This is a genomic window from Vibrio sp. V39_P1S14PM300, from assembly GCF_009904765.1.
GTDB lineage: Bacteria > Pseudomonadota > Gammaproteobacteria > Enterobacterales > Vibrionaceae > Vibrio > Vibrio proteolyticus.
This window is the reverse complement of the sequence record NZ_WXWP01000096.1, coordinates 13,036-39,542: the sequence shown is the minus strand read 5'-3', so window position 1 is coordinate 39,542 and position 26,507 is coordinate 13,036. Positions and strand designations below refer to the sequence as shown.

Genomic DNA, 26,507 nt, shown 5'->3' with positions numbered 1-26,507 from the left:
AACCAACACTGTATAGCGAGAACTCGTTTATGGCCTAGATCCTAGTTATGGCGAGTTCTTTCTTCTCCAATACTTATTAAGGAGCAATATGAATCGAAAGACTAATAGAAAACTATATTGGTATTACGTCCTGCGTGAGCAGAAAATACCGCAAGAACAAACTACTTATGTTCTAAATCCGCTATCACCTTCATCATAAAAGACCCTTGGTCTGCCACCTTTCACTAGCTAAACAGCGGTGTATTAAAACGCCATACCTTACCCAGAGTGCATACCAGTCTCTTTGATTTGGATTTTTCATTCTGTGAGTCAACCAGTACTGGTGAAATTAACGATTCACAAGGTTTAATCCTGAGGGACGTTTTGTGTCAAACCATAGACTGAGGTTTCACTTTGAAGAGAAAGCAGCCAGAGCTAAATCACTAAAAAGCAGCAATGATGCTAGAGATGATAAGCCGGATAACATCCACCAGATAAGAAGAAAGATCGAAGACATTCTGCTGGAACGTCAGCAGAACACGTTGTTAGACCTTTGATGTAAAGAGGACTTTATGCGCAAACCTAAAAGAAAAACTGGCAATAAAACGAAGAAAAGCGATTTCGAAGAAAGATTCGCAGTAATGGTCGGGAACTACCATAAAGCCAAAGAGGTACTCGATTCCTTAGAAGAGGGTACGGCTGAGTACGCAAAGCAGAAGAAGCAGTGTGATGCGCTTTTTGCAAGTGCTGAACGTTTTATTAGCAAACAATAATGAGAGCATCTCCACGTTCCATTGATGCACAGACTCATTCCTTTCCTATCTATGTTTTCAAATTAGCTGGCTTTTAGCCGGCTGATTGCTCTCCCCAGCTTTAGAGAATTCGAACTTAGAAGCCCTTAATTCAATGTTGAACCACGTCTTCAAATAGGGGCGAGTAAGCCGAGTTGCTTACCAAGTGGAGTTGCATTTCGCATCTCCGCCGATCACTGAGTGTAGAAATCTAATCTGATGGCTCATTCCTATGACCAGCTTTGACTCACTGTATACCGCCGCACCTGAAAAATTGGGTCGCGTAGGTGCAGAGTTCTTCTTTGGTTATAAAAACAACTTCGTATTAAAAGTAAATAAAAACAATCTATTAGGTTTTATTTCAATAGGGGTGTCTTCTTCGATTTTGAACCTGTCATCAGTGGTAGTACTGAGTTTCATGTGATTTTATACAGTATCACTTGACGCTATAGGGATTCGAGTTATACTGGTTTTACATACAGTAACTACTGGAGGTGACGTATGTTGTGGGAAACCTTAGAAAGAGTGAACCGCTTACGCCAGCAGGCGATGTCTGATTCAGAATTTATCCAGTCTGCGAAAGAGCATCAAAAAGCTCTGGAAGCGCAAGCTTATTGTTACCAGTCAGTTCTACGTAAAAAACCGCAAAGCAAAAGTGAAAAGACACTGGCTGACATTTATGATCAAGCCGAATTTGGGACCAATCCAACGGGAACCCAGCACTGAGATAAAAGCCGCATTCTGCGGCTTTTTTTGGTTTTCTCTGATGTTATAACCCGTTACTGATGGATGTGTTGGTTTGACCCAGTGCACAAGTTATTGAAATGATTCTGATATAAACGGGACATTTTACTGAAATCACCTAGCTTCTAAGTGTACGCTCAATGTCCATGAAATAACTAAGGAAAAAGTTATGAAGCGTTGGTTTCGTCAGTATCCATTTCACATTATTGTCAGTTTTGTTGCAGGGGTGCCGTTACTCCTCACGGTCGCGCTGGCGATTTATCTCAGTAGTGGCTTTTTTGCTACTAAAGAAGCCGCAAACGCCGATCGCGAGGCGGTTCACCTGGTTATGCTGTATGACAACCTGGCACACAATCTGGCGGTTGAGCGAGGTCTTACCGCGGGAGTGATAGGCAGCCAGGGAAAGGGAGAGCAGGTTCAGGCGTTGAAAAAACAACGTCAGGTCGCGGATCTGCATATTAAGGCGTTACTGAGTTTTCAGCCTGAGTATCTTTCTCCTGCCTATGTGAACGATCTGGGGCAAGACGTGAAATCACAACTGGCGCAACTCAATAACGTACGTGGTCAGGTAGACCAACTGCAGTTGTCTGTTTCTCCGTTCGCTTATTATTCCAACATCAATCAGTTAGCGATCGATAACGCCGGTGCGTTGCTGTCTAAAATTCATTTGTCGGATATGGCGCAACTGGGTAAGTCGCTGGTGGCCGTAGTGACCATGAAAGAGCGTGCTGGTCAGGTACGAGGCGCTTTGAATGGGGTGTTCGCCAGAGGCAGTAGCACAGAATCAGTCTACGCCAATATCAACAATTACATTCAAACGGGCGGCTACGCGGAACGAAACGCTCGGTTAAGCTTGCCAGTTGATATGATGCAGAGTTTAAATCAGGCCAAGCAGAGCAAAACGTGGCAAGAAGTGGAAGCTGTTCAGCAGGCATTTTTGAATCAGAGCGATACGCTGGATTCGGTAAAAGGACCAGCTGCAACTCAGTGGTTTGCTATGGCTACTGAGCGCATCAAATTGATCAATCAAGTCCGCAATCAGATCCAGCAAGTCATGCAAACTCAGGCAGATAATCAAGCACGGCAGGCCAGCCAGATGGCGTGGTTGACGATGTTGCTGTGTGGTGTCAGCGCCGTGCTTCTCTCCCTGTTATTGATGATGAGTGTCTCGAGCTTGAAAGCCCGGGTTGGCGGTTTGACTCGAAAGCTCCAGGTGATGTCGGAAGAGCGCAATCTGGCTTTACAACTGGACGACCAGGGAAAAGACGAAATAGCGCATATCTCATCGAGTATCAACCGGCTCAATCGCACGCTTGGGTCGCTGTTATCCAGCGTTACTGAAGCAGATCAACAAAGTCAGCAGCGTTTGGACCAGGTGGTTTCACGCTCTGTTGAGCTGGGTAAGAGCAGCGAAGCCACGACTGCAAAATGCACGAATATCGCTGCATCCATGACTGAACTGGCCCAGTCCAGTAACGAAATTGCTTCATCGGCGACACGTGCATTGGAAGAAACGGAATCCATGACGCAACAGGTGATGGTCTGTTTGTCGCAGAGTAACTCGTCGTTCTCCAATGTGGAAGCGCTCGCGCAACAGATCGGTGAAACTCAACAATGCATGCAACAACTGGAACAGGATGCCGCGCGGGTCAGCAGCATTGTCGACACCATCAATGGTATATCAGAACAAACTAACCTACTGGCCCTCAATGCCGCGATTGAAGCTGCCCGCGCTGGAGAACAGGGGAGAGGCTTTGCCGTTGTTGCTTCTGAGGTTCGGGATCTGGCGCAGCGCAGTAAAGAAGCCACAGAACACATCAGCGAATTACTGAGTAAAATTTGCGATAACACCAACCGTTCAGTGGACAACATGCGTAAGAGTCGTGAAGCCAGTGACAATACGTTCGAATCTGTGAATACCACCAAGTCCAGCGTCTCGGAACTTGAGCACGTGATAGAACTGGTTAATCAGCACATTACCAGTATCGCCAATGCGACGGAAGAGCAGTCTAAAGCGTGCCATGAGGTGGATTTAGATGTGGATACGCTGACGGGGATTGCGGAAGAAACCGGTCAACTCGCCTCTGCGCTTAATCAGATCGTCGATGGTTATCGGGTAGACGCCGCCCGAGTGGAAAGTGAACTGACGAAGTTTAAGCTGGCCTGAATCTGATAGACGAACAAAACAGCCCCGTTAAGGCTGTTTTGTTATCAAGCTTGCCAGGTAACACACTGGACGCGCTGATCCTGTATCTCTAGGTGGCAGTGGAGGTGAGGTCTGATCCCGTAAGCTCGCAGTGAGGGCGCCGCTTCGAAGTGCAGCAGTGAATCGTTGTGCTGTATCAATGTCACCACGTCAAATTCGAGCACGTCACCCACTAAGGGAAAGAGCGCTTTGTACAGAGCTTCTTTCGCCGAGAATATCGCGGTGACAGCCATTTCTCTGGAAAGTCCCGCAGCCGTCATGATCGCCAACTCACCTTCTGTGGCCACCAAAGGTTGAATGTCAGCACTTTGCTCGATTGTCACTATCGTTTGAATATCAATACCGGGACGTAGGACTGACGGATTGCTGCACGCAACCAGGGCCACAGCCTGTTCGCCACTGTGTGAAATTGAGCCGCAGAAGCCGGGTGGGAAGGCCGGTGTACGATCAGGGTTGAGGGGGATGGAAACGGGCACTTGATTGAATGCTTTAAGTGCGGTGTGGGCGGCCAGGCGCCCGGCAAAAAACTCGGCCTGGCGGGGAAGCCGGCTGGCCGAAATTTGTGCGGGGCAGTCGATGCCAGCGATGACAAACCAACTTGGGTCAAACTGGCTGTGATCAAAACCAACCCGGGCGAGGTAAAGAGGATGCTTTTCCTGTACACCAGCTATCTCCGACACGACACACTCCACCCGAGCGGCACCGAACCGCCATTGTATGGCACTGTCTAATGCCCTTTTTATCATAAACTTATCCTACCTAGCCTGTTGCCAACCCTTTAGATATCAGGGATATAGCCTAATCTTTTTAAATATTAATGCAAATGAAAATGGTTTGCATTTGTTTGTTGGCTGTTATATAAATCACCCCTTGTTAATCTTTAAGTTACAACCGATTAACCCCAGAATTAAGCAGGAAAATAACAGGATAAAATATGCTCGCGGCAAAAGAGCTGGAATTTCACGTCGGTGACAGGGCGCTGCTGAAACACTTTGATATGGCGTTTGAGCCAGGAAAAATCTATGCCCTGGTTGGGCATAATGGCTCTGGAAAGTCGACTCTGCTTAAGCTATTGGCTCAACAGCAAAAAGCCACCGGTGGTGAAGTCTTACTCGACAAAAAGCCCGTCTCACAATGGAGTGACAAGCAGTTTGCCCGGCAAGTGGCTTATTTACCACAACATCTGCCGGCGACAGACAGCCTTTCAGCCCGTGATTTAGTCAGTTTTGGTCGCTATCCCTGGCATGGTTTGCTTGGGCGCCTGAACGGTCAGGACAAACAGTACATTCAGGAAGCGATGACACTGACCGACACACTAAAGTACGCCGATCGTCTGGTGGATACCCTGTCTGGTGGTGAACGTCAGCGTGTCTGGTTGGCGATGCTTCTGGCACAGCGCACCCAGTATCTGCTACTGGACGAACCGCTTTCTGCGCTGGATGTGGCGCATCAGGTCGAGATGTTGAACCTGATCAAAAAGCTCAGCCAGGAGCTGAATCTCGGCGTCATTATCGTCATTCATGATATCAATATGGCCGCTCGCTTCTGCGATCACATCGTTGCGCTGCACAGCGGAGAAATGATCGTGCAAGGCAGTGTGGAACAGGTATTTACTGAGCCTCAGCTCAACCAGATATATGGCATCGAGATGCACATTACGGATCACCCGGCTGGCTATCCGGTGGCCATGCCATGTTAAGGTTATTCCCATTCTCTCGTCTGATGATGGTGGCGAGCTTGTTGATGGCGCAAGGCGCTTTCGCCGAGGCTCAGCAGCTGTCTTCTCCCATCAGCCCGCGGGTGATGTCGATAGACTGGACACAGACCGAAACACTGCTGGCTTTAGGACTGACGCCGGTAGCATCTGCTCAGCAGGCGGATTACAACGCCTGGGTTCGCAGCCCACGCTTACCGGACACCACGGTGGACGTCGGTTTGCGTACTCAGCCAAATCTGGAACGTTTGTCTGAACTGGATCTCGATACCATTTTCATTTCACCTCGTTTTCAATCCCTGGAGCCGCAGTTGTCGCGTGTTGCCAGAGTAGAATCCGTACCGCTTTACACCGATGGAGACATCAGTTGGTCGGCACTAAAAACATTTACCCGGACGCTGGCGCGTCTCACAGAACGTGAAGGTGCAGCGGAAAGGGTTATCCATGACGCGGAGCAGACATTTGCAACACTGAAACAGAAACTCCCGCAAGGCACTCCTCCGCTGATTATGATCCAATTTATGGACAGCCAGCATGTGCGCGTGTTCGGTAACAACAGTTTGTACAGTATTGCGATTAACCAGCTTGGTCTGGAGAATGCGTGGAAAGAGACCACCAACTCTTGGGGGTTTGGCTTGATTGGCATTGATCGCCTGCAGGGGCTGTCAGGACAACTGGTGGTGGTGGAGCCGCTGCCAGCCGGTGTCAGTGAGCATCTGGAAAAGGATGCCTACTGGCAGTATCTGGTCAAACAAACCGGGCATCCGGCTTTGCGAGTGCAGGCCGTGTGGAGCTTTGGTGCCATTCCGTCGTCGGTTCGTTTTGCCACCCTCATGACTGACACTCTCACGCGGGAGGTGACGCAATGAGCCTGCGTTCAACATTGTTAATCGCGTGTTTAACGGGTTTTGTCGCCCTGATGATGGGGTTGCAAATTTCGGTTGGCGACAACGTTAGTCTGAACCTCGCCAGCATGTGGCAGGTTGACTGGCAAACGCCGCTTTCTGTCAAACTGCATCTGACCTGGTGGCCGCGGGTGTTTACCACTTTGATCGCTGGCGCGGCGTTAGCCGTGGCTGGGGTGTTAATGCAGCAGGTACTGCGCAATCCTTTGGCGTCTCCATCGACACTTGGTGTGGCCAGCGGTGCCAGTTTCGCCTTGATGATGGCCACTCTGTACGCCCCGTGGTTAATTGAATTCTCTCATTCACTGGTCGCTTTGGCTGGCGGAGTAGGGACCATGGCGCTGGTGTTTGCATTATCTTGGCGTCGTGCACTTTCCCCAACTGTGGTGGTGGTATCCGGCTTGGTCATCAATCTTTATTTTGGCGCGGTAAGCACCGTGTTGTTGATGATGAATCAGGATCAACTGGCCGGTCTGATGATTTGGGGCGCGGGCTCATTGGTGCAGACCGGCTGGCAGGATGTTAGCTACCTGGCGCCCCATATCGCCGTCGCAGCTGCAGCCGCGTTTCTGTTTGTTAAGCCCCTCAGCCTGCTGGAATTATCTGAACAAGGGGCGAAAAGTCTTGGCGTGTCGCTGGCGAAACTACGAGTGGTCTGTCTTGGCTTAGCGGTCATGCTCACTTCCTGGGTCGTTGCCAGTGTCGGTGTGATTGGGTTTGTCGGGCTGGCGGCACCGGCCATCACGCGCAGCCTTGGTGTGCATCGTCTGGTCCCTAAACTGTGGGTATCGATGCTTCTTGGCGCCTTGTTGCTAACTCTGACCGATTTATTGATCCAGCAGCTTCCTGGGGTGATGGCAATGGTGATCCCCACTGGCGCTGCAACAGCCGCGCTTGGAGCGCCGTTATTACTATGGATGTTGCCTAAGCTGTCAATGCGTAGCCAGACGCAAACACAGACTGTGCTTACCCGACACAGTGAGCGGGTCACTCCGCTAAGCAAACATACGATTCTCGCTATCATCGCGATGATTGTGCTGGGGCTCTGCCTGTTCAGCACAGTGTCACGCCAGAGTGACGGCTGGCAATGGCTGGTGACGAGCGGACAATGGTCATTACTCGAATGGCGTATACCTCGGCTAATGGCGGCGGCCTTAGCGGGAATCATGTTGGCAGTGGCTGGTACTGTGGTGCAGCGCCTGAGTGGAAACCCGATGGCTAGCCCAGAGGTGATTGGGATCAGCTCAGGGACGGCACTGGGATTGATCATCGCCATGTTTACCGGGATGGGCGCAAGCTTGTTTAGCCTCTATTTAGGTGGTTTGTTGGGGGCAATGGCATCGCTGGGTGTGATTGTGCTTCTCAACCGCAAATCCGGTTTTCAACCGGAACGTGTGCTGCTGACCGGCGTTGCCATCACAGCCTTGATGAACGCAGTGCAAAGCTTTGTGCTGGCAGGGGGAGACCCACGCAGTTATCAGGTGCTGGCCTGGTTGTCTGGTTCCACTTATTACGTGACCGAACAAACCTTGTTGCCGCTATTTGTATCTGCTTTGGTGCTCACGGCTCTTGGCTTTGCCAGCGCTCGATGGCTGGATATTTTGCCGCTCGGGCAGGAAAGTGCCAGAGCGTTAGGCATCAAAGTCGGGCGATCACGAGTCCTGCTGTTGTTGCTGGTGGCGTGTTTGACCGTCAGTGCCACATTGGTGGTGGGCCCACTGAGCTTTATTGGCTTGATGGCCCCGCATTTGGCCCGGCTGTTTGGCTTTAGTCGCGCAAGAGAGCACCTGGTGTGTTCGGCACTGATTGGCTGTGGGCTAATGCTGTTTGCCGACTGGCTGGGACGCCAGTGGCTTTACCCGCAGGAAGTGCCGGCCGGTTTGGTGGCGTCATTGATCGGCGGGTTGTACCTGATGTGGGGACTGCGTCGACTTTAAGAAAAACCTAACCCTCCCGGTTTGCCGGGAGGGTTAAAAACGCTGTGGATAGGGCGTTGTTCATTATCTTGTTGATAATGATAATCACAATAATAATCAATAGATGGATATAAGATGAAATTACTTGTTCAGTTGGCGCACAAGCAAGCGAAAGCCTTGGTGCCGGTGATTCTGCTCAGTGTCACCAGCGCGTTTCTCAGCGTGGGTGTGATTGCCTTCATCCAGTACGAACTGCTGAGTCAAACCACTGATATTCATAGTGCGATTGGCTGGTTTGCGCTGTTGCTGATAGCGTTGCTCTTGACTGCAACGATCGCTCAGGTCGCATTGCACAAGCTCGGTCACCAGTTTGTTTTCAATAAGCGCTGTCAGTTGGTCAAACAGCTGATCAATACTGATATTGAGCAAATTGAAGAAGTAGGCAGTGCTGGCGTACTGGCTTCGCTGAATACTGACATCCGCAATGTGACGATCGCATTCGTGAATCTGCCGGAATTAATTTATGGCATGGTCCTGACCATCGTGGCGTTGGCGTATCTGGCTTTTCTGTCGTTGCCGTTGTTTGGTGTCAGTCTACTGATTCTGGGGCTGACTGGTGTGGTAGGATTTTCTTTGGTGACCCGCATCAGTAACCATGTTCGCCACGTTCGTGAGTTTGATGACAAACTTTACAAAGATTATCAGGCGTTGATTGACGGTCGCAAAGAGCTGTCTCTTAACCCAAACCGCGCCCGCCGTTTTTTTGATGACGAATTTAGCCTCAATGCCACGGGATACCGTGACGAAATCACCCGGGCCGATATTCTCAACGGCTTTGCGGCTAATCTGACCAATACCGTTATTCTCGCCCTCATCGGCATCAACTTTTACCTCTCTATTGGGCTTGGCTGGGCTGGATTTGATATCGCATCTACGTTTGCTTTGGTGATCCTGTTTATGCGTATGCCGTTGATGTCGGCGGTGGGCGCTTTGCCGGCTCTGGTGAACGCGAATGTTTCGATGCGTAAGTTGGAAGGTTTGTCGCTCAACCGGGATGAATCGTTGTCCTGCGTCGATCCGGCGCCGCAACCCTTTGAATCGCTGGCGCTGAATCAGGTGACGTACCGTTACCGCGCCGACGGCGATGACCAGCCCTTTGCGGTTGGTCCGATAGACTTCTCTGTCAAGCGTGGCGAGATGATTTTCATCATCGGCGGTAACGGCAGCGGTAAGTCGACGTTTGCCCGTCTGCTGACCGGTCTGTATCGCCCACACTCGGGCGAGGTACTGCTGAATGGTCAGGCAGTACCTGAACAAGAGTGGCAGCGCTATCGTCAGCAGTTTTCGACGGTGTTCAGTGATTTTTACCTGTTTCATCAGGTCACCGACGGTCAGGGGCAGGATGTAGACGCGTCACTGATCGACGACTGGATGACTCGCCTGGAAATGGCCCACAAAGTGAGCCATCAGCAAGGGCGGCTGTCGGACGTACGCTATTCACAAGGGCAGCGTAAACGTCTGGCGCTATTAATGGCGATTGCCGAGCAGCGCGGCTGCATGCTGCTCGACGAATGGGCCGCCGATCAGGATCCGCGCTTTAGAAAACTGTTCTATCACCAGTTATTACCACAATTGAAACAACGCGGCGTAACGGTCATTGCTGTGACGCATGATGATCGTTATTTCGACGTGGCAGACCGAATTTTTAAAATGGACAGCGGTCAGTTGACCGAACTGGATACGACCGACCACAGCCAAACCAGACAGGCAATGGCGAACGTGGTCGCGTGAGCACAGCATTAGCCATAAAAACATTAAAACAAAGATAACAACGATCGAGTTGAGGAAATTATGAGTATTGACAGCCCTAACACCGAATTTACTGTAGTCATCAACCCACAAGAACAGTACAGCATCTGGCCGACCTATCACCCGGTACCACAAGGCTGGAAAGAAGTCGGTGTCATTGGTGACAAAGAAACATGTCTGGCACATATCCGTGAAGTCTGGACCGACATGCGACCAAAAAGTTTGCGCGACGCGCTGGCCGAAATAGGCGAATAGCGACTGACTGTCACTTCGGCAGTCTGGAAATCAACAACACACTTTTTGGGTAGTAGTATGTCAGTGGACGATATCGGTATGGCTCCGGCGCAGGCGTCGCAGAGCCCGCTTTCTTATTCTCAACAGCGTTTGTGGCTGTTTCATCAACTTAAGCCGGAAAGCCTGGCTTATAACAACGGTGGCTTACTGTGGCTGACAGGTAAAGACGTCAGCAGTACAGGTATTCAAAGTGCTTATCAGGCCATGCTCGACCATTTCTCCGGTTACCGCTTGCGATTTAATCAGCGAAACGGAGAACCGTATCAATACATTGCCTCGCCAGACGTTACACCGCTCGAGATCCTCGATTTCAGTCAACACGCCGACCCGGCGGCAGCGGTGCAGCAAGATGCCAAAGCTCGCGCTTTAGCGCCGTATGCACTGCTGGGACACAGCCTGGTTCGCGGCTGCATTTATCATTTGGGCAGCGATCAATATGCTTTACTCTTGGCGGCCCATCACCTGATTGTGGACGCCTGGTCGTTAAAGCTGTCGGTGGAGTTTATCGCCTCCGCCCTGCAAGGGGCACCTCTGCCTAAAGCTTCAGACACCTCTTATCTGGACTTTGTTGCTGAGGAAGCGTGCAGTGACGATGAGCTGGCTCAACGTGCTCAGGCGTGGCAGGCACTCTCACTAATTGGTGATGAGCCGTGTCGTCTCAGTAGCCAGAGTGAACCTTCGTATCGTGCAGCCCATTATCTGCATGAGCTGGACGTGAACACAGCAGCCGAACTGAATCAAGCAACCAAATGCCACGGTATCACCCGTTTTGAATTACTCTCGGCGGCACTGTCTCTGACCCTTCAGCGGTATACCAATCACACGCATCCTAGCTTAATGGTACAAGCACTGAACCGCAGTGCGCGTCATCGCCGTAATGTCGGATTCTATGTCAGTAATGTCGTGCTTGGTCAGCGTTGTGAAGCCACAAGACGTGTGAGCGATTATCTGCAAGCCACGCGTGCCACCCTGAAGCAATCCCTGCAATTTGCGGCCCAACCACTAGAGAAGCTGTGTGGCGAACTGGCGCTGCCGACGTTTGCGTTTAACTTTCGTAGTCACGGTGAGGGGCTGAATGTCACGACTGTGGATTTTCAGCTCCAGTTCCAGGAATTCCCGGTGGTTGAAACACCGTTCGAGCTGGTTTTGGATGTGGTCGCTTCAGACCAACTGACGCTGCGTTTCGTCTACGCTGAAGACAAATTCTCCGCCGACTTCATCGAAGATTTTGTTGCCTCCTATCAGCACATTCTGCAAGGGCTTTGCCAACAGCCCCTGGCATCACTGGCAAGCCTGGACGGATTAAGCGCTCCACAACAGATTCAGTTGGAACAGTTTGCCGGATCCAATGAAGAATGGTCGCCAGTGTTGTTTACTGAACTGTTCGCCCGTCAGGTGCTTGAACAGCCTCAGGCGATAGCGCTTAAACATGGTTCACAAACGCTGAGTTATCAGCAATTAGACCAGCGCAGCAATCAGCTGGCTCATTGCCTGTTAGAGCAAGGTATTTCACCGGATACGCCGGTGGCCGTGTTGATGGAACGCGGAACCGACATGCTGGTTGCGATGATTGCGGTACTCAAAGCCGGTGGCGCTTTTCTCCCACTGGATCCGGATTACCCCAAGGAACGTCTGAGTTTCATGCTGGCAGACAGCCAGGCGAAGGTCGTTCTGACCCAGGCTGCGCTTACGCCTTTAGCAACGGAACTGACTGCGATACCTACCATCGCAACGGATGCGCTGTCACTGGAACAGTGGCCGGCCAGCACACCGGACACTACCGTCTTACCACAGCAACTGGCTTACCTGATTTATACCTCCGGCTCCACGGGCACACCAAAAGGCGTGGCGGTGGATCACCTCGGGTTGTCTATGCACGTTCAGACCATCGGCCAGCGATATGGCATGACGCCCCAAGATACAGAACTGCACTTTGCCTCCATCAGTTTTGATGGCGCGGTGGAGCGCTGGACGGTGCCGTTGGCGTTCGGATCCAAGCTGGTGATTCGTGACCAGCAGTTATGGACTCCTGAACAGACGACGCAGGTGCTGAGCGAGGAAAACGTCACCATTGCGTGTTTCCCGCCAAGTTATATTGGTCCTTTGCTGGATTGGATTGAACTGACTCAACCTAACTTGTCTCTGCGTTCGGTGACTCTGGGCGGTGAAGCGTTCACCCGGGAAACATTTGAACGGATTCAAAAAGTCATCGCACCGCCGAGAATCATCAACGGTTATGGTCCGACAGAAACGGTCGTCACACCGATGATCTGGAGTGCTTATCCAGAGGATGCCCTGACCAGCGCTTACGCCCCAATTGGTACTGCCGTTGGTGCGCGTCAACTGTACGTACTGGATCAGAATCTGACTCGGCTACCACCGGGCACAATTGGTGAACTGTACATTGGCATGGAAGTCGGTCTGGCACGTGGTTATCTCGATCGGGCAGATTTGACCGCTGAGCGTTTCTTACCGGATCCGTTTTCCGCCAACGGTGAGCGTATGTATCGCACAGGGGATCTGGTGCGTTTTCGCCATGATGGTGTGATGGAATACTTTGGCCGGGTCGATCAGCAAGTCAAAATTCGCGGTTTCAGGGTAGAGCTGGGAGAAATCGAATCCCGCCTGCAAACGCTGACGGGCGCAGAATTCTGTGCGGTGACCGCACACGACTCACCAACGGGCAAAAAGCTGGTGGGGTACGTACAACTGCCGGCGATGCGTCAGTCTGAAGAACACATCTGGCTCAGTAAACTGAGCGACCAGTTACCGGATTACATGGTTCCATCCCGGGTGATGGTGGATGAGCGTCTACCTCTGACTCCGGCTGGTAAAGTGGACAGAAAGTGTCTGCCAGAGCCGGACTGGAGCACACTGACAACGTCAACCCAGCCACTGCAAGGAGACAAACAGCACACATTGGCTAAAATCTGGTGCGAGATCCTGAAACTAGATGTGGTGGGTGCTGACAGCCATTTCTTCGCTCTGGGCGGTGATTCGATCAGCGCCTTGCAACTGGTGGGCAAACTGCGTCAGCAACACTGGCTTTTGACGCCAAAGCAAGTGTTTGATCATCCGGTGTTGGCTGAACTGGCCGAATGCATGACCAGTATTCAGGTGGCGATGGCCGATCAGCACTGCTTGCGGGGCGACGTCGCTCTGTTACCGATGCAGCAACGTTTTCTGCATAATTATCAGTTGAGCCCATGCAACCAATATGTGCGTTTGTCGCTGCCGGCACCGGTTGATGTTGACGCCTTGCATCAGGCGATGAAGCAGCTGATTGATCATCACGACGCACTGCGGTTGACGTTTTCGGCCAATTCGCAGACGCACAGTGCTCACTATGCCGAGCAGGTTGACTTTGCGTTTCATCTGTTTGCCGATGCTATCGATTCAGAGACGGTCCAGCTCGCCGTTGCGCCCGAGCAGGGCAGAACCGTATCCGTGGGAGTGAACGCTGAGCGTGGAGACGTGCTGCTCACCATCCATCATTTGGTGGTGGATGCGCTCTCATGGCCGATATTGCTCAATGATCTGCTGGCGTTTTATCAGGCAAAATTAACGGGCGATACAGCGACCGCTGCGGCGAAAACGCACCATCAGGCAGACTGGCATCAGGCACTGATGATGTATCCGATCTCCGCTCGCGAACATGACTTCTGGCAAGCGCAGCAACAGGCGGCGCATTGGGGTACGAACGCTGACAGTGATGTGCATTCGTTGCAATGGGCGCTGCCGACAGACAAAGCCGTTCAGCTTTTTGCATCCACTCAACAGTTTGCCAAGCTGGATAAAGAGTCAACCTTGTTGGCGCTGGTTTTGGATGCTTTGAGAACCGTCAAAGCCACACCGTCTCTACTGGTTCATAAAGAGAGTCATGGTCGCTACAGCGAATTGTCCGGGTTGGATCTTTCTCGCAGTGTCAACTGGCATACCGCCATGTACCCACTTCATATCGACATACCGCAGGAGCTGGGGGGATTGCTTGCTCAGGTTAAGGATCAGGTGCTGGCTGTCGAGCACGGTGGTATCGGCTATTCTGCCGGTGTTGTGCAGAACCAATGGCAATACGCATCTGAGATTGATGTGCTGTTTAACTACCTCGGCCGGGCAGCCAACGCCGGGCTGAACGAAGGCCTGGTGACGGACTCTGGTTTGTGGCGTCCTGCACATGCTGCGGCTGAAGCGGCGGTGACGCTCAACATTCATGACAACAACGAACAGTTGTTGTTTGACATTGAGGTGGATGGCGAAATATTCCCGGCCGCAGAGCGCCAACGCCTGCTGGATGCGCTCAGCCAAAGCTGGGAAGCGATGTTGCGTTATTGCCAGGAACAGGATCCGATCCTCACAGTGCGTGATGCGCCGGATACCGGCTTGGAACAGTGCACATTAACGGCACTCAGTCACCAGGCTAAGCGCCTGCCACAACGCATTCTGCCGCTGTCGACCTTGCAACAGGGGCTGTATTTCCATGCCCGGTTGTCTGAGGCCAGAAACACCTATGTCAACCAGATCACTTTGCCGATTCACGGCGCCGATCCTGCGCGTCTGGCCGATTGCTGGCAACAATTGATGCGGCGTCACTCGGTGTTGCGTTCGACCGTCAGTCAAATCGACGGGCAAGCGCAACTGATGGTTTGGGATAGTTTGGAAGTACACTGTGAACAGGTTGATGGACTCAAACAGCCGTCGTTTAGTCTCGAAGCATACAAACAGGGCCTGGTTGAGCAAGGCTTTGAGTTAGAGCAACCGCTGAATCAGGAACCTCAACCTCTGTGGCGACTGGATCTGGTGCGTACTGGCGCCGATCAACTGGCGTGTATTTTTACCATTCATCACATTCTGATCGACGGTTGGAGTACCGGTGTTCTGCTTGGGGAATTGTTTGGTCTCTATCAAGGCAAAGCTCTGCCTGCCGTTCAGCATCAATTTGGCGATTATCTACAATGGGTCAGCCAGCAACCGCCACAGAAAGCGGCTGAGTATTGGCAACAGTACCTGAGCGCCGTTGAAGCGCCGACCAAACTGGCGGATGGCTATGGTCACGGTCAGGAGCAGGGACATGTCCGTTTTAATCTGGACATTGATAACCACACTCTGAATCAATGGCAGCATTCGCTACAACAAAATGGCCTGACGCTGAACACTTTGATTCAGGCAGCCTGGTTGTTGACGCTACAACGTTATACTGGCCAGAGCCAGCCCGTGTTCGGAAATACCGTTGCTGGACGGCCAACGTCGTTGACTGGCAGTGAATCCATGGTCGGACTGTTCATCAACACCCTGCCTGTAACCAGCGCGGTGAACTGGCAATACAACATCGCCCAGTGGATGAGTGAGATTCAGGCTCAGACCAGCGCCCAGCGCGAGTTCAGTTACGCTTCGTTGGCGGAAGTGCAGGCGCAGTCACCGCTACAGGGAGAGACGCTGTTTGATACTCTAATGGTCTTTGAGAACTATCCGCTGGACGAGCATCTGTTCCGGGACAGCGGGCTGAGCGTTGGTGAGCCTGACAGCTATGAGTTTACACACTACCCATTAACGCTGGCGGTACTACCGGGTGAGCAACTGCGGATTGTATTCGCTTATGACAGCGCCCGTTTCAGCCACGAAGACATGCAAGCCCTGTCTGCGACGACGCATCATTACCTGCAACAGCTCGTGGCCAACATCGGTAATCCTTTGAGTGCAGTGCCGGTCCTGGATGAAGCGCAGCATCAACAACTGAACCAGTACCACAAAATCAGTGAACCCTGGCAGTACGTACCGTTTCCAGAACTGCTGAAAAGACAGGTACAGGTTCACGCGGAACATGAAGCATTGGTTGCGTCAGCCCTGAGCCGTCAAACACGCTCCAGCCTGACGTATCGTCAGTTGCACGAGCGCAGTGATGCGGTCGCCGCTGAGTTGGTGGCGCGTGGTATACGTCGTGACGAACGCGTTGGTGTATTGTTCGAACGCGGCAGTGACATGCTGGTGGCGATGATTGGTGTCATGAAAGCCGGTGGGGCTTTCCTGCCGCTAGACCCATCGTATCCGCAAGAGCGTCTCACTTACATGATGAATGACAGCGGTGCCAAATGTTTGATGTGTGACACCGCGTCACAGTCACTGGCACAAGAGATGGTGGACGAGATCACCGCACAGTCCAACGACGTGCATGTTCTGCCATTCTCAAACCTGGATCTGAGCCGGACATTGACCCAGGCGCCGGTGATTCTTCCAGACCAACTGGCGTATGTGATTTATACGTCTGGCTCAACCGGCCAGCCCAAAGGTGTGTGTGTATCGCACCTTGGTTTGAGTATGCATGTCCAGACCATTGGTCAACGTTACGGAATGCTACCTGAAGACCGAGAACTTCACTTCGCCTCGATCAGCTTTGATGGCGCGGTGGAGCGCTGGACGGTGCCATTGGCGTTTGGCTCAACACTGGTGATCCGGGATCAACAGCTGTGGAGCGCGCAAGAAACGACGCAGGTACTGGAAGAGGAACGCATCACCATAGCCTGCTTCCCGCCAAGTTATGTCGGCCCGTTGCTGGAGTGGATTGAAGCGACGCAGCCAGCGCTGCATGTTCGTTCATGGACGCTCGGTGGTGAAGCCTTTACCCGTGAAACCTATTTCAGATTACAGAGTACCCTGAACCCGCCACGCATTATCAACGGTTATGGTCCGACGGAAACGGTGGTGACGCCGATGATCTGGCAGGCATACCCACAAACACCACTGGACAGTGCGTATGCGCCGATCGGTACCGCTGTGGGGGCGCGGACCTTGTATGTACTCGACAGCGAATTGCGGCCTGTGCCGCCAGGGGTTAACGGCGAGCTGTACATCGGTGAAGAGGTTGGTCTGGCGCGCGGGTATCTGGACAAGCCGGATCTCAGTGCCGAACGTTTTATGCCGGATCCTTTTGCCGCCAACGGTGAACGAATGTATCGCACTGGCGATCTGGTTCGTTGGCGTGAGGACGGTGTGATGGAGTATTTGGGACGGGCGGATGATCAGATCAAAATCCGTGGGTTCCGAATTGAGCTGGGTGAAATTGAAGCTCGTCTGCAACAAATCAGTCAATCCAAACTGAGCGCCGTTACGGCGTTTGATGGTCCGGCCGGAAAATATTTGGTCGGCTACCTGCAAAGTTCGGACGATGCGGTGGACACGCAACACATTCTGGACGTGATGGCATCGCAGTTACCGGATTACATGGTGCCGTCACAATTGGTCGTGATGGAGACGCTGCCGCTCACACCGGCCAGTAAAGTCGACAAAAAGCGTCTGCCAAGCCCGCAACATGCTCCGTCACAGACGCAATACCAAGCACCGCAAGGCGAGATGGAGCAGCTGCTGGCTGCGGAATGGCAACAACTCTTTGCGCAAGCGCGTGTAAGCCGTCTGGATGACTTCTTCGCGCTGGGTGGACAATCTTTGCTGGCGACTCAACTGGTGGGGCGTTTGCAGCACAAGCATGGTGTTCGCCTGGCCCTGCAAAGTGTGTTTGATACGCCGCAGCTGGCAAAAATGGCGGCGCTGTGCGAACAAACCAAAGAACCCCAGATGACCCTGCAAGCACAGCAACGTCTGGATTATATGCCGGCCAGTGCGGCGCAAAAACGCTTGTGGTTCGTTCAGCAACTCCTGCCAGAAAGCTCGGCGTATCACATGCCATTTGGCCTCAAGTTAACAGGCCCTGTGGATGCTAACTGCTTGGATCGAGCGCTGCAGCATCTGATCTCGCAGCATGAAGTGTTGCGTACGGCTTTGGTTCAGGTCGATGGCGAATTGATGCAGCAAATTTTACCGTATGCTGAGTTTTCGCTGGAGCAGGTGAATACAACGACCTTGACTTCGTTGGAACAACATCGTCTGGCACGTATCGATCAGGCGTTTGATTTAACCGCGCCGCCTCTGTTACGTGCGGATCTGATTCAGACAGGAGCACAGGAGTATGAGCTGCTGTTGGTGGTGCATCACATTGTGTCGGACGGTGTATCGATGCAGCAACTGGTGCGTAAATTGGCGCAATATTACGCGAGTTTGTGTGCGGGAGAGTCACTCGATCCGACAACGCCAGAACTGGATTACGCCGATTATGCCATCTGGCAGCAACAATGGCTGACCTCCGATGCAGCAGGCCGGGATCTCAAGTGGTGGCAACAAGCGTTGCAACAAGATATCGAACCTTTGGTGCTGCACAGTGATGTCGCTCGTGAACAGCTTAAGACCAAAGGTGAGCGGCATCACTTTATGCTCTCAGAGACGCAGATATCACAGATTACTCAACTGGCGAAGCAACACAACACAACGGCATTTAACGTTTTGCTCAGTTTGTGGCATCTGGTTCTGCACAAATATTCTGGTCGTGATGAGATTCGTGTCGGCATTCCGGTAGCAGGGCGAACACAGCCACAAACGCTCGAGATGCAAGGCTGTTTCATTAACAACCTGGTGGTGCCTGCGCAGATTGATGCGACGAACTCGTATACCGAGCTGTTGGCTAACATCAAGCAGTTTACCGAGCAGGCGCTTAGCCGACAGGATGTGCCGTTTGAAACCTTGGTGGAAACCTTGGGTGTGACTGGCAATCTGCAACACCATCCGTTGTATCAGACCAGCTTCAACTTCCAGCAGTTGGATAGTAAAGCATTCACCGGATGGGGAGCTCTGGAAGCAGAGTTGTTTGACCCAGGGGTGGCGGCAGCGCAACTTGAACTGAGCCTGGATGTTCAGCAGTACAGTGATGGCCGCTGGGGCGGATTCATTAACTACGCTTCTCCGGTCTTTGACGAGGGGTTTGCCCAAGGTCTGCTGATGCATTGGTTATTGTTGCTGGAACAGGTTGCGGATAGCAGCGCGCGCACTGTTGCTGAGCTGAATTTGGTGGATAGCGAACAACTTGCTGCATTGGCGCAGTTTAATGCCACTGAACATGCATGGGGTGAGATGTTGCCCCCACCACTGGCGATCATGCGTCAGGCGGCGGCGACACCGCAGGCCACGGCGCTGGTGATGGGCGAGGAAGTCCTGACTTATGCAGAGTTTGATCGCCGGGTGAATCAGCTGGCCAACTGGTTACGGACGCAAGGCGTGCGGGAAGAGAGCCGGGTGGGGCTGGGACTGCCGCGTTCGATCGAACTGGTGATTGGCCTGCATGCGATCACCCGAGCGGGAGGCGCATATGTGCCACTCGACCCCGGCTATCCACAAGAGCGACTGAACTACATTCTCGAATCGGCGGATGTTTCACTGCTTTTGACGGATCAATCCACTCAGGCGCTGTGGCCGGATAATCCTCATTGTCAGTACGTGGCGCTGGATACGCTGGACGTTTCGCAGCAGCCGGACTCAGCGCCTGACGTGGTCTGGCACGCCGATCAGGCACTGTACGTCATTTTTACCTCGGGTTCGACGGGCTTACCGAAAGGCGTGGTCAATACTCAGTCTGCGTTGCACAACCGTTTGGCCTGGATGCAGGGCGAATATCAACTGGATAGCAGCGATTGTGTGTTACAGAAAACCCCCTTCAGCTTTGATGTCTCGGTGTGGGAATTCTTCTGGCCGTTGATGTACGGAGCTCGTTTGGCGGTGGCTGAGCCAGAAGCTCACCGTCAACCAGAATGGTTGCACCGGACGATTCAAAATTATCAGGTCACCACCATACATTTCGTGCCGTCAATGCTGCAGGCATTTGCTGCGGATACGGACGTGTCCGCTTGTCTGAGCCTGAAGCGAATTCTCTGTAGCGGAGAAGCGTTACCAGCGGAGCTGAGTGAAAAAGTGCTGACCAACGCGCCGCATTGCCAGTTGCATAACCTTTACGGCCCGACGGAGGCGGCAATCGATGTGTCCTATTGGCAATGCCAGTTACCTGTTGGTAAGCGTATTCCGATTGGCCATGCGATCAGTAATACCCAATTGCATGTATTGGATGACTGCTGGAATCCGGTGCCAGTTGGTGTACCGGGTGAGCTGTATCTCGCCGGCGATGGTCTGGCCCGCGAATATCTGTTGCGTGCTGATCTGACTGCAGACCGCTTTGTGCCTAACCCTTGGGGAGCTCCGGGCTCACGGATGTATCGCACGGGGGATCAGGTGGTTCGTCTGCCGGATGGACGTCTTGAGTACCTCGGTCGCCTTGATCATCAGGTCAAGATCCGCGGTCTGCGTATTGAATTGGAAGAGATTGAAAACGTTCTGAATCAACTTGCGTGGGTTGAAGAGTCCGCAGTGGTGGCCTTTGAGCACCAGACCGGCACCCAGTTGGTGGCCTATGTGATCTGCGCCAACTGGCATGACGCCAGTCAGGATCAGGTCAAAGCCCACCTTGGCGAACACTTGCCTGATTACATGGTGCCGTCGGTGTATGTATCGCTGACGAGTATGCCATTGTCTCCCAACGGCAAACGTGATCGTAAAGCCTTGCCGGATCCGCAGTGGCATCAGGTCGCATACCGGGCACCTGCCAGTGAGCTTGAGTTGTGGTTTGCCCAGCGTTGGCAGGACGCATTGCAATTAGATCGGGTGGGGCTGGACGACAACTTCTTCGCGCTGGGCGGCCACTCATTGCTGGCAACCCGAATTGTGGCTCAGGCACAAAAAGAACTGGGTTTGAACCTGACCCTGAAAGCGTTCTTTTCCGCCAATACGTTGCAGGCACTGACCGATAACCTGCAACCCCAGTATCAGACTCAAAACGAACAAGAACAGGATGAACTCGACGCAATGGCCGCATTGATGGACGAGTTGGAATTGCTATGACAGCTAAAATAGACAAATTTGCGCTGGCCAAGCGCTTTTTACAGTTAGGCGAACAGGAGCAGGCGAAATTTATTGCGCTACTGGATGCCAAAGGCATGAACTTTGAGAAGTTGCCGATCGTTGCCGCAGACGCTCAGCGCACGGCGCCACTCTCGCCAGCGCAACGTCGGCTATGGAATATCTATCAGCTAGATGCTGGCAACAGTGCGTACCACATCAGTGGTGGCTTTGAACTCAAAGGTGAACTGGATATTGCGCGTCTTGAACAGGCGCTGCATCAGGTGATGGATAAACAGCACGCGCTGCGTACCCGTTTTATCGAAGATGAGGCAGGGGAGATGGTTCAACACATAGAGCGTCAGCCCATTGCGCATGTTCAGCAGGTTAACGGCCAGCATCTGACGACTCAGGAGCTGGCGCAACTGGCGGCGGAATTTATCCGCCAGCCGTTTGATCTCGCCCACGAGCTGCCGGTCAGAATGCAGTGTATCCAGGTTGGGGCGCAATCTGCCCATCTGCACATTGTTATGCACCATCTGGTATCGGATGGCTGGTCTATCGGCGTGTTTATGCGTGATCTGGTTGCGGCTTATCAGGGCGCGACTCTGACCGCACCGGATGTCCAATATCGTGATTTCTCGTTGTGGCAATCAGCGTTGCTGCGTGCCGGAAAAGGGGAGCAGGATCTGGACTATTGGCGCCGGGAAACCGGTGCCACGCAGCCGGAGAAACTGTTTGCCTGGCAAGGACAAGTGGTACCGAATCAGCGCCGTGAAGCCGCTCAAATACATCATCAGTTGGATATTGCTGAACGCGATGCCGTCAGTCAGATGGCCAGACAACTGAACGTAACGCCATCCAGTTTATGGCTGGCGTTGTGGCAAACGTCGTTGCACAAACAGACTGGCCGCAGTGATGTGTCTGTTGGCATGCCGATGGCCAACCGTGAACGTGGTGAAGTGTCTGAACTCATTGGCTTTTTTGTCAATACCATGGTTATTGCTCAGCAAATGGAACCGAGTCAGACGCTCAAGCATGTGGCAATGAGCACGCATGCCAAAGTTTTAGAGGCGCAGCAACATCAACTGTTGCCGTTTGATCAGGTGGTAGAGCACCTGGTTCAGGAGCGCATTGCCGGGGAAACACCGCTGTTTCAGGTACTGTTTAATCATCAGGTCAGTGCGGTGGGCAGCGTTCAGTTTGCACCTGGATTGCATGCCACTCCGCTTAGTGGTCAGGGACAGTTTGCTCTGTTCGATGTGGCTTTGGACGTGCTGGAAACCGAACACGGTGTCTCGTTGACGCTGACGTATGCCAAAGACAGAATCCGTGACGGGCAGATGAAGGCGCTGGCGGCAGGTTTGATAACGCTGACCAACAACCTAGCGCAAAACCTCAATCAGACCCTGGCTCGTTTAAATGTGCTCAGCCAGCCACAACGCGAACAATTGCAGCAGTTGGCGCAGCCGGAAGGGCAATGGCGCTATCAATCTGTTCCCACACTGATTGATCAGCATGCGACGTTGCGCCCCCACGCCATCGCATTGAAACACGGCGAGCAGGCGGTCACCTTTGCCGAATTGAAACAGCGCTCGGATATGCTTGCCGCAGAACTGATGCGTCATGGTGTCGTACGGGATCAGGCTGTGGGTGTGTTGTACGAGCGTGGCGGTGACATGATCGTCGCGATGATCGCGGTGATGAAAGCCGGCGGGGCTTTCCTGCCGCTGGACCCAGATTATCCGACCCAGCGTCTGGCGTATATGCTAGATGATGCGGGTGCGCATTGTTTGCTGAGTCAGTCTCACCTGAACTCGCGTTGGGAGGACATTTCCGCTCAGCTTCAACAGCATCAGGTCGAGCCGCTATGGACCGACAAACTGAATGACGCTGCGTCGGTATCGGTACTGCCTGAGATTCTGCCTGACCAGTTGGCGTACATCATTTATACCTCCGGTTCGACGGGCAAGCCAAAAGGCGTTGCGATTGCGCACGATGGTATCAGCATGCACGTGCAGACGATTGGTCATCAATACGGAATGACACCACAGGACGTCGAGCTGCACTTTGCCTCCATCAGCTTCGATGGCGCAGTAGAGCGCTGGACCGTGCCACTGGCCTTTGGTTCGCGTTTGGTGATCCGCGATCAGACATTATGGAGCGCAGAGCAAACCTGTCAGGTACTACAAGATGAGTCGGTGACCATCGCCTGTTTCCCGCCAAGTTATGTTGGCCCATTACTGGACTGGATAGAACAAACGCAGCCGGAGTTACAAGTCCGCTCGTGGACTTTAGGGGGCGAAGCCTTTACCCGCGAGACCTATGACCGATTGCAGCGTGTGGTGAAGCCGCCGCGCATTATTAACGGTTATGGGCCGACCGAAACGGTAGTGACGCCCATGATCTGGCGCGCATATCCACATGATACGTTACAAAGTGCCTATGCACCCATCGGTCAGCCTGTCGGTCAGCGACGTTTGTACGTCCTCGATAATCAGTTGAGCCTGGTGGCGCCTGGAGAGGTAGGAGAGTTATACATCGGTGATGAAGTCGGCTTAGCCCGAGGTTATCTGGCACGTCCGGATCTGACCGCAGAACGCTTCGTTCCGGACCCATTCCACACAGAGGGACAACGTATGTACCGCACCGGAGATTTGGTGCGCTGGCGTGATGATGGCGTGATGGAGTACTTAGGCCGCGTCGATCAGCAGGTCAAAATCCGTGGTTTCCGAATTGAATTGGGTGAGATTGAGTCGTTATTGCAACAAATCTCTGGCGTGAAGACCTGTGTGGTTGCAGCGTATCAGAGAGGCAGCCTCAGCCAACTGGTGGGGTATTTGTACGGGCACGGCGCGAAGGAATGTGACCAGAAGCTGGTATTGTCACAACTGGCGGAGACACTTCCGGACTACATGGTGCCGTCTCAACTCGTGGTGCTTGACTCGCTGCCGCTGACACCGGCAGGCAAGATTGACCGCAACGCACTGCCGTTGCCGGAACTGGAGAATCACTCCAGCCATACGGTACCGCCACAGGGAGACAAAGAGCAGCTTATCGCCACGTTATGGCAAGATCTGTTGGGTCTCAATGACGTCAGTCGTGACGACAGTTTCTTTGCGCTGGGGGGCGATTCGATATTGTGTCTGCAACTGGTGAGCAAGCTGAAGCTGGCTGGATACAGCATCACACCGAAACAGATTTTTGCAGCACCAGTGTTAAAACAGTTGGCGGCCAGCTTGCAAGCGGCTCGTGAAGAGCAGGAGCGTGCTTTACCGACGGAACCGTTTGGCCTGATGCCCATCCAGGCGCATTTTCTGGCGCAAAATTTTGCCGAACCCAATCACTGGAATCAGCATGTGTGCCTGGAGCTGAAACAGGAAATGGACTTGGCGGCATTGCAAGGAGCGCTCGGTGCGCTGGTGTCGCATCACCCTTCACTGCGTCTGGCGTTTAGTCAAACCTCTGAAGGCTGGCTGCAAAGCTATCAAACAGCAGTATCACACGAGGTGTTGTGGCAGAGTGACCTTGAGGATGTACAAGAATTTGAGGCGTTCGCCCACGAGCTGCAAACCAGTCTGGATATCCAGGCAGGACGTCTGATTCAGGCTGGCTATGCGCGCATTAACGGACAGTTAAGCCGTTTGATGATCGTCATTCATCACCTGGCGGTTGATGGTGTGTCGTGGCGTGTATTGATGGATGATCTATGGCGGGCGTATCAGCAGCAGTTGGCTGGTCAAACTGTGTCGTTGCCAGCCAACTATGCAAGTCTGGATCGTGCAGTGACGCAACTGGCTAAATGGCGAGAGAGTGAGACATTCAGTCAGCAAAGCGCCTACTGGGATGCACACCTTAGTACATCATCGGATGACGCACCTGTGCCCGCTTTCTATCGTGACCGAACGGTCGTCAATGTGGCAATGGATGCGAAACCGACATCAGCACTATTACAAAGCGAACGGCTCAATGCTCGTCTGATTGAAGCCTTGAGTCGGGTACTGTTGCAGGATGATGGCACGAGCCTGACCATCAACCTGGAAGGTCACGGCCGCGAGGAGTCAGTTTTTGGCGAACTGGATCTCAGCCGCATGGTTGGCTGGATGACCAGCCTGTATCCGCTGAGGGTTTCGAAAAATGACGACGCAGCGGCGATCACCGAACATCTGGAGAAGGTTCGCGTGGATGGTGGCATCAGTTTCGGCAGCCGATATCTCGACGACTCACACCAGGAGGTGCCCGCTGACGTGACGTTTAACTATTTAGGACAGTACAGCGCCAATCAGTTTTCTCACTGGTGTCAGCCGGTGGTATCCGGGTCGGCGGACCAATCAGGTGATAACACCATGTTAACGCCACTGATGATCAACGTGCAGGTGGTGGACGGCAAACTTTCGGCGGGCTGGGAGTTTGCGACCAGTCATTATACGCAGCAGCAGATTCAGACGTTTGCCCATCAGTGGCTGGAGGTGCTCAAGGAGCTTACTGATCAGGAGGAGAATACGCCAGCGCGAGCGGATCGCCAACTGGCAGAAACGCTCAACTCATACCAGCCGGAAGCGCGGCCTGTGTTCTGCGTTCATCCGGTGACAGGGCGTGTGGTTGGCTATCAAAAACTCGCGCAGGCGCTTAACGGACAACGGACGGTGTATGGCATTCAGTCACAAAGTTTTGTTTACCCGGACAAATTTGATGTGTCTTTTCGTGAGATGGCAGACACGTACTGCGCCACGATTCGTGAGATACAGCCACAAGGGCCATATACCCTGGTGGGTTGGTCGCTAGGGGGCGCTCTGTGCCAGGAAATCACCGCGCGACTTGAACGCCTGGGTGAAGCGGTCGACTTCGTCGGTTTGCTCGATTGCTACGTACCGGGAACGGAGATCGCCGAAGATCAATGGCAGTCGCCACAGGCCAAAGCCAAACTGATCCATCATCTGGAAATGCTGTTAGGGGAATTGTCGGCAGAGCAAAAAGAGACGTGTCTGGCGGCGTTTGATGCAACCAGCGCCGACCAGTGGCCGATGGTTTTCAATCATTGGCTGGCCAGCCATCAGTTTGACCCTTACATGGCGCAGAGTGCGCAGCAGATGCTGTACAGCTGGGCGGTTGAGCAGCACATGCGCGCTTTGTGTCATGAGTATCGTTTGCCATCAGTGAGCACGCCACTGACGGCGTATTGGGCGGGAGAGCCTGTACAGCGTCATACCTGGTTGTGTGATGAGCTAAGAGCCATCAACACACTGGCCGACAGTCAGGTGTTTGATACCGACCACCTTGGCATCGTTCAGCACGATGCGGTGATCGCCCAACTTAAGCAAGCGCTTGTTATCAAAAGTTTATAGAACGGTGTTTATTAATTAACGGGTTCCATTTCTAACGAAA

Annotated in this window: 11 protein-coding genes; 10 read left to right on the top strand and 1 reads right to left on the bottom strand. The window is 52.9% G+C overall.

The features are described 5' to 3' along the window. Window positions 1-551: 551 nt before the first annotated feature. The 3 genes from CAG65_RS04500 (at window position 552) to CAG65_RS04490 (ending at window position 3,681) form a co-directional block, all read left to right on the top strand. The gene (locus CAG65_RS04500) at window positions 552-752 is read left to right on the top strand and encodes a hypothetical protein (RefSeq protein WP_021703588.1); all 201 of its coding nucleotides are present in this window, start codon (window positions 552-554) and stop codon (window positions 750-752) included. Between the two features lie 519 nt (window positions 753-1,271). Further along, complete coding sequence (locus tag CAG65_RS04495) at window positions 1,272-1,496, top strand: hypothetical protein (RefSeq protein ID WP_161452460.1); 225 nt, start codon at window positions 1,272-1,274, stop codon at window positions 1,494-1,496. A gap of 187 nt (window positions 1,497-1,683) precedes the next feature. Continuing rightward, window positions 1,684-3,681, top strand: coding sequence for a methyl-accepting chemotaxis protein (locus tag CAG65_RS04490; protein ID WP_161452458.1), 1,998 nt, complete (start codon window positions 1,684-1,686; stop codon window positions 3,679-3,681). A gap of 44 nt (window positions 3,682-3,725) precedes the next feature. On the opposite strand, the gene CAG65_RS04485 is transcribed toward CAG65_RS04490, so the two are convergent. Continuing rightward, window positions 3,726-4,466: a 4'-phosphopantetheinyl transferase family protein gene (locus tag CAG65_RS04485; RefSeq protein ID WP_237668744.1), complete on the bottom strand. Its 741-nt coding sequence runs from the start codon at window positions 4,464-4,466 to the stop codon at window positions 3,726-3,728. A 188-nt stretch (window positions 4,467-4,654) separates the two neighbouring features. Between CAG65_RS04485 and CAG65_RS04480 the strand changes: the two genes are divergently transcribed. From CAG65_RS04480 to CAG65_RS04450, 7 genes are all read left to right on the top strand, one after another. Beyond that, complete coding sequence (locus CAG65_RS04480; protein ID WP_021703584.1) at window positions 4,655-5,419, top strand: ABC transporter ATP-binding protein; 765 nt, start codon at window positions 4,655-4,657, stop codon at window positions 5,417-5,419. Continuing rightward, the gene (locus tag CAG65_RS04475) at window positions 5,413-6,303 is read left to right on the top strand and encodes an ABC transporter substrate-binding protein (protein WP_161452454.1); all 891 of its coding nucleotides are present in this window, start codon (window positions 5,413-5,415) and stop codon (window positions 6,301-6,303) included. Before CAG65_RS04480 ends, CAG65_RS04475 begins: the two co-directional genes overlap by 7 nt. Next, a complete protein-coding gene (fhuB, locus tag CAG65_RS04470; RefSeq protein ID WP_161452452.1) occupies window positions 6,300-8,276 on the top strand; it encodes a Fe(3+)-hydroxamate ABC transporter permease FhuB in 1,977 nt (658 codons plus the stop codon). The genes CAG65_RS04475 and fhuB overlap by 4 nt, the downstream gene beginning before the upstream one ends. 114 nt (window positions 8,277-8,390) lie before the next feature. Continuing rightward, window positions 8,391-10,046, top strand: a complete 1,656-nt coding sequence (locus CAG65_RS04465) for a multidrug ABC transporter permease/ATP-binding protein (RefSeq protein WP_021703581.1) — start codon at window positions 8,391-8,393, stop codon at window positions 10,044-10,046. Window positions 10,047-10,106: 60 nt separating this feature from the next. After that, window positions 10,107-10,319 (top strand): MbtH family protein, encoded by a 213-nt coding sequence (locus tag CAG65_RS04460; protein WP_021703580.1) that lies wholly within the window; start codon window positions 10,107-10,109, stop codon window positions 10,317-10,319. A 57-nt stretch (window positions 10,320-10,376) separates the two neighbouring features. Next, window positions 10,377-21,125: a non-ribosomal peptide synthetase gene (locus CAG65_RS04455; RefSeq protein ID WP_161452450.1), complete on the top strand. Its 10,749-nt coding sequence runs from the start codon at window positions 10,377-10,379 to the stop codon at window positions 21,123-21,125. Further along, a complete protein-coding gene (locus CAG65_RS04450; RefSeq protein ID WP_161452448.1) occupies window positions 21,122-26,467 on the top strand; it encodes a non-ribosomal peptide synthetase in 5,346 nt (1,781 codons plus the stop codon). The genes CAG65_RS04455 and CAG65_RS04450 overlap by 4 nt, the downstream gene beginning before the upstream one ends. The last annotated feature ends 40 nt before the right edge of the window (window positions 26,468-26,507 follow it).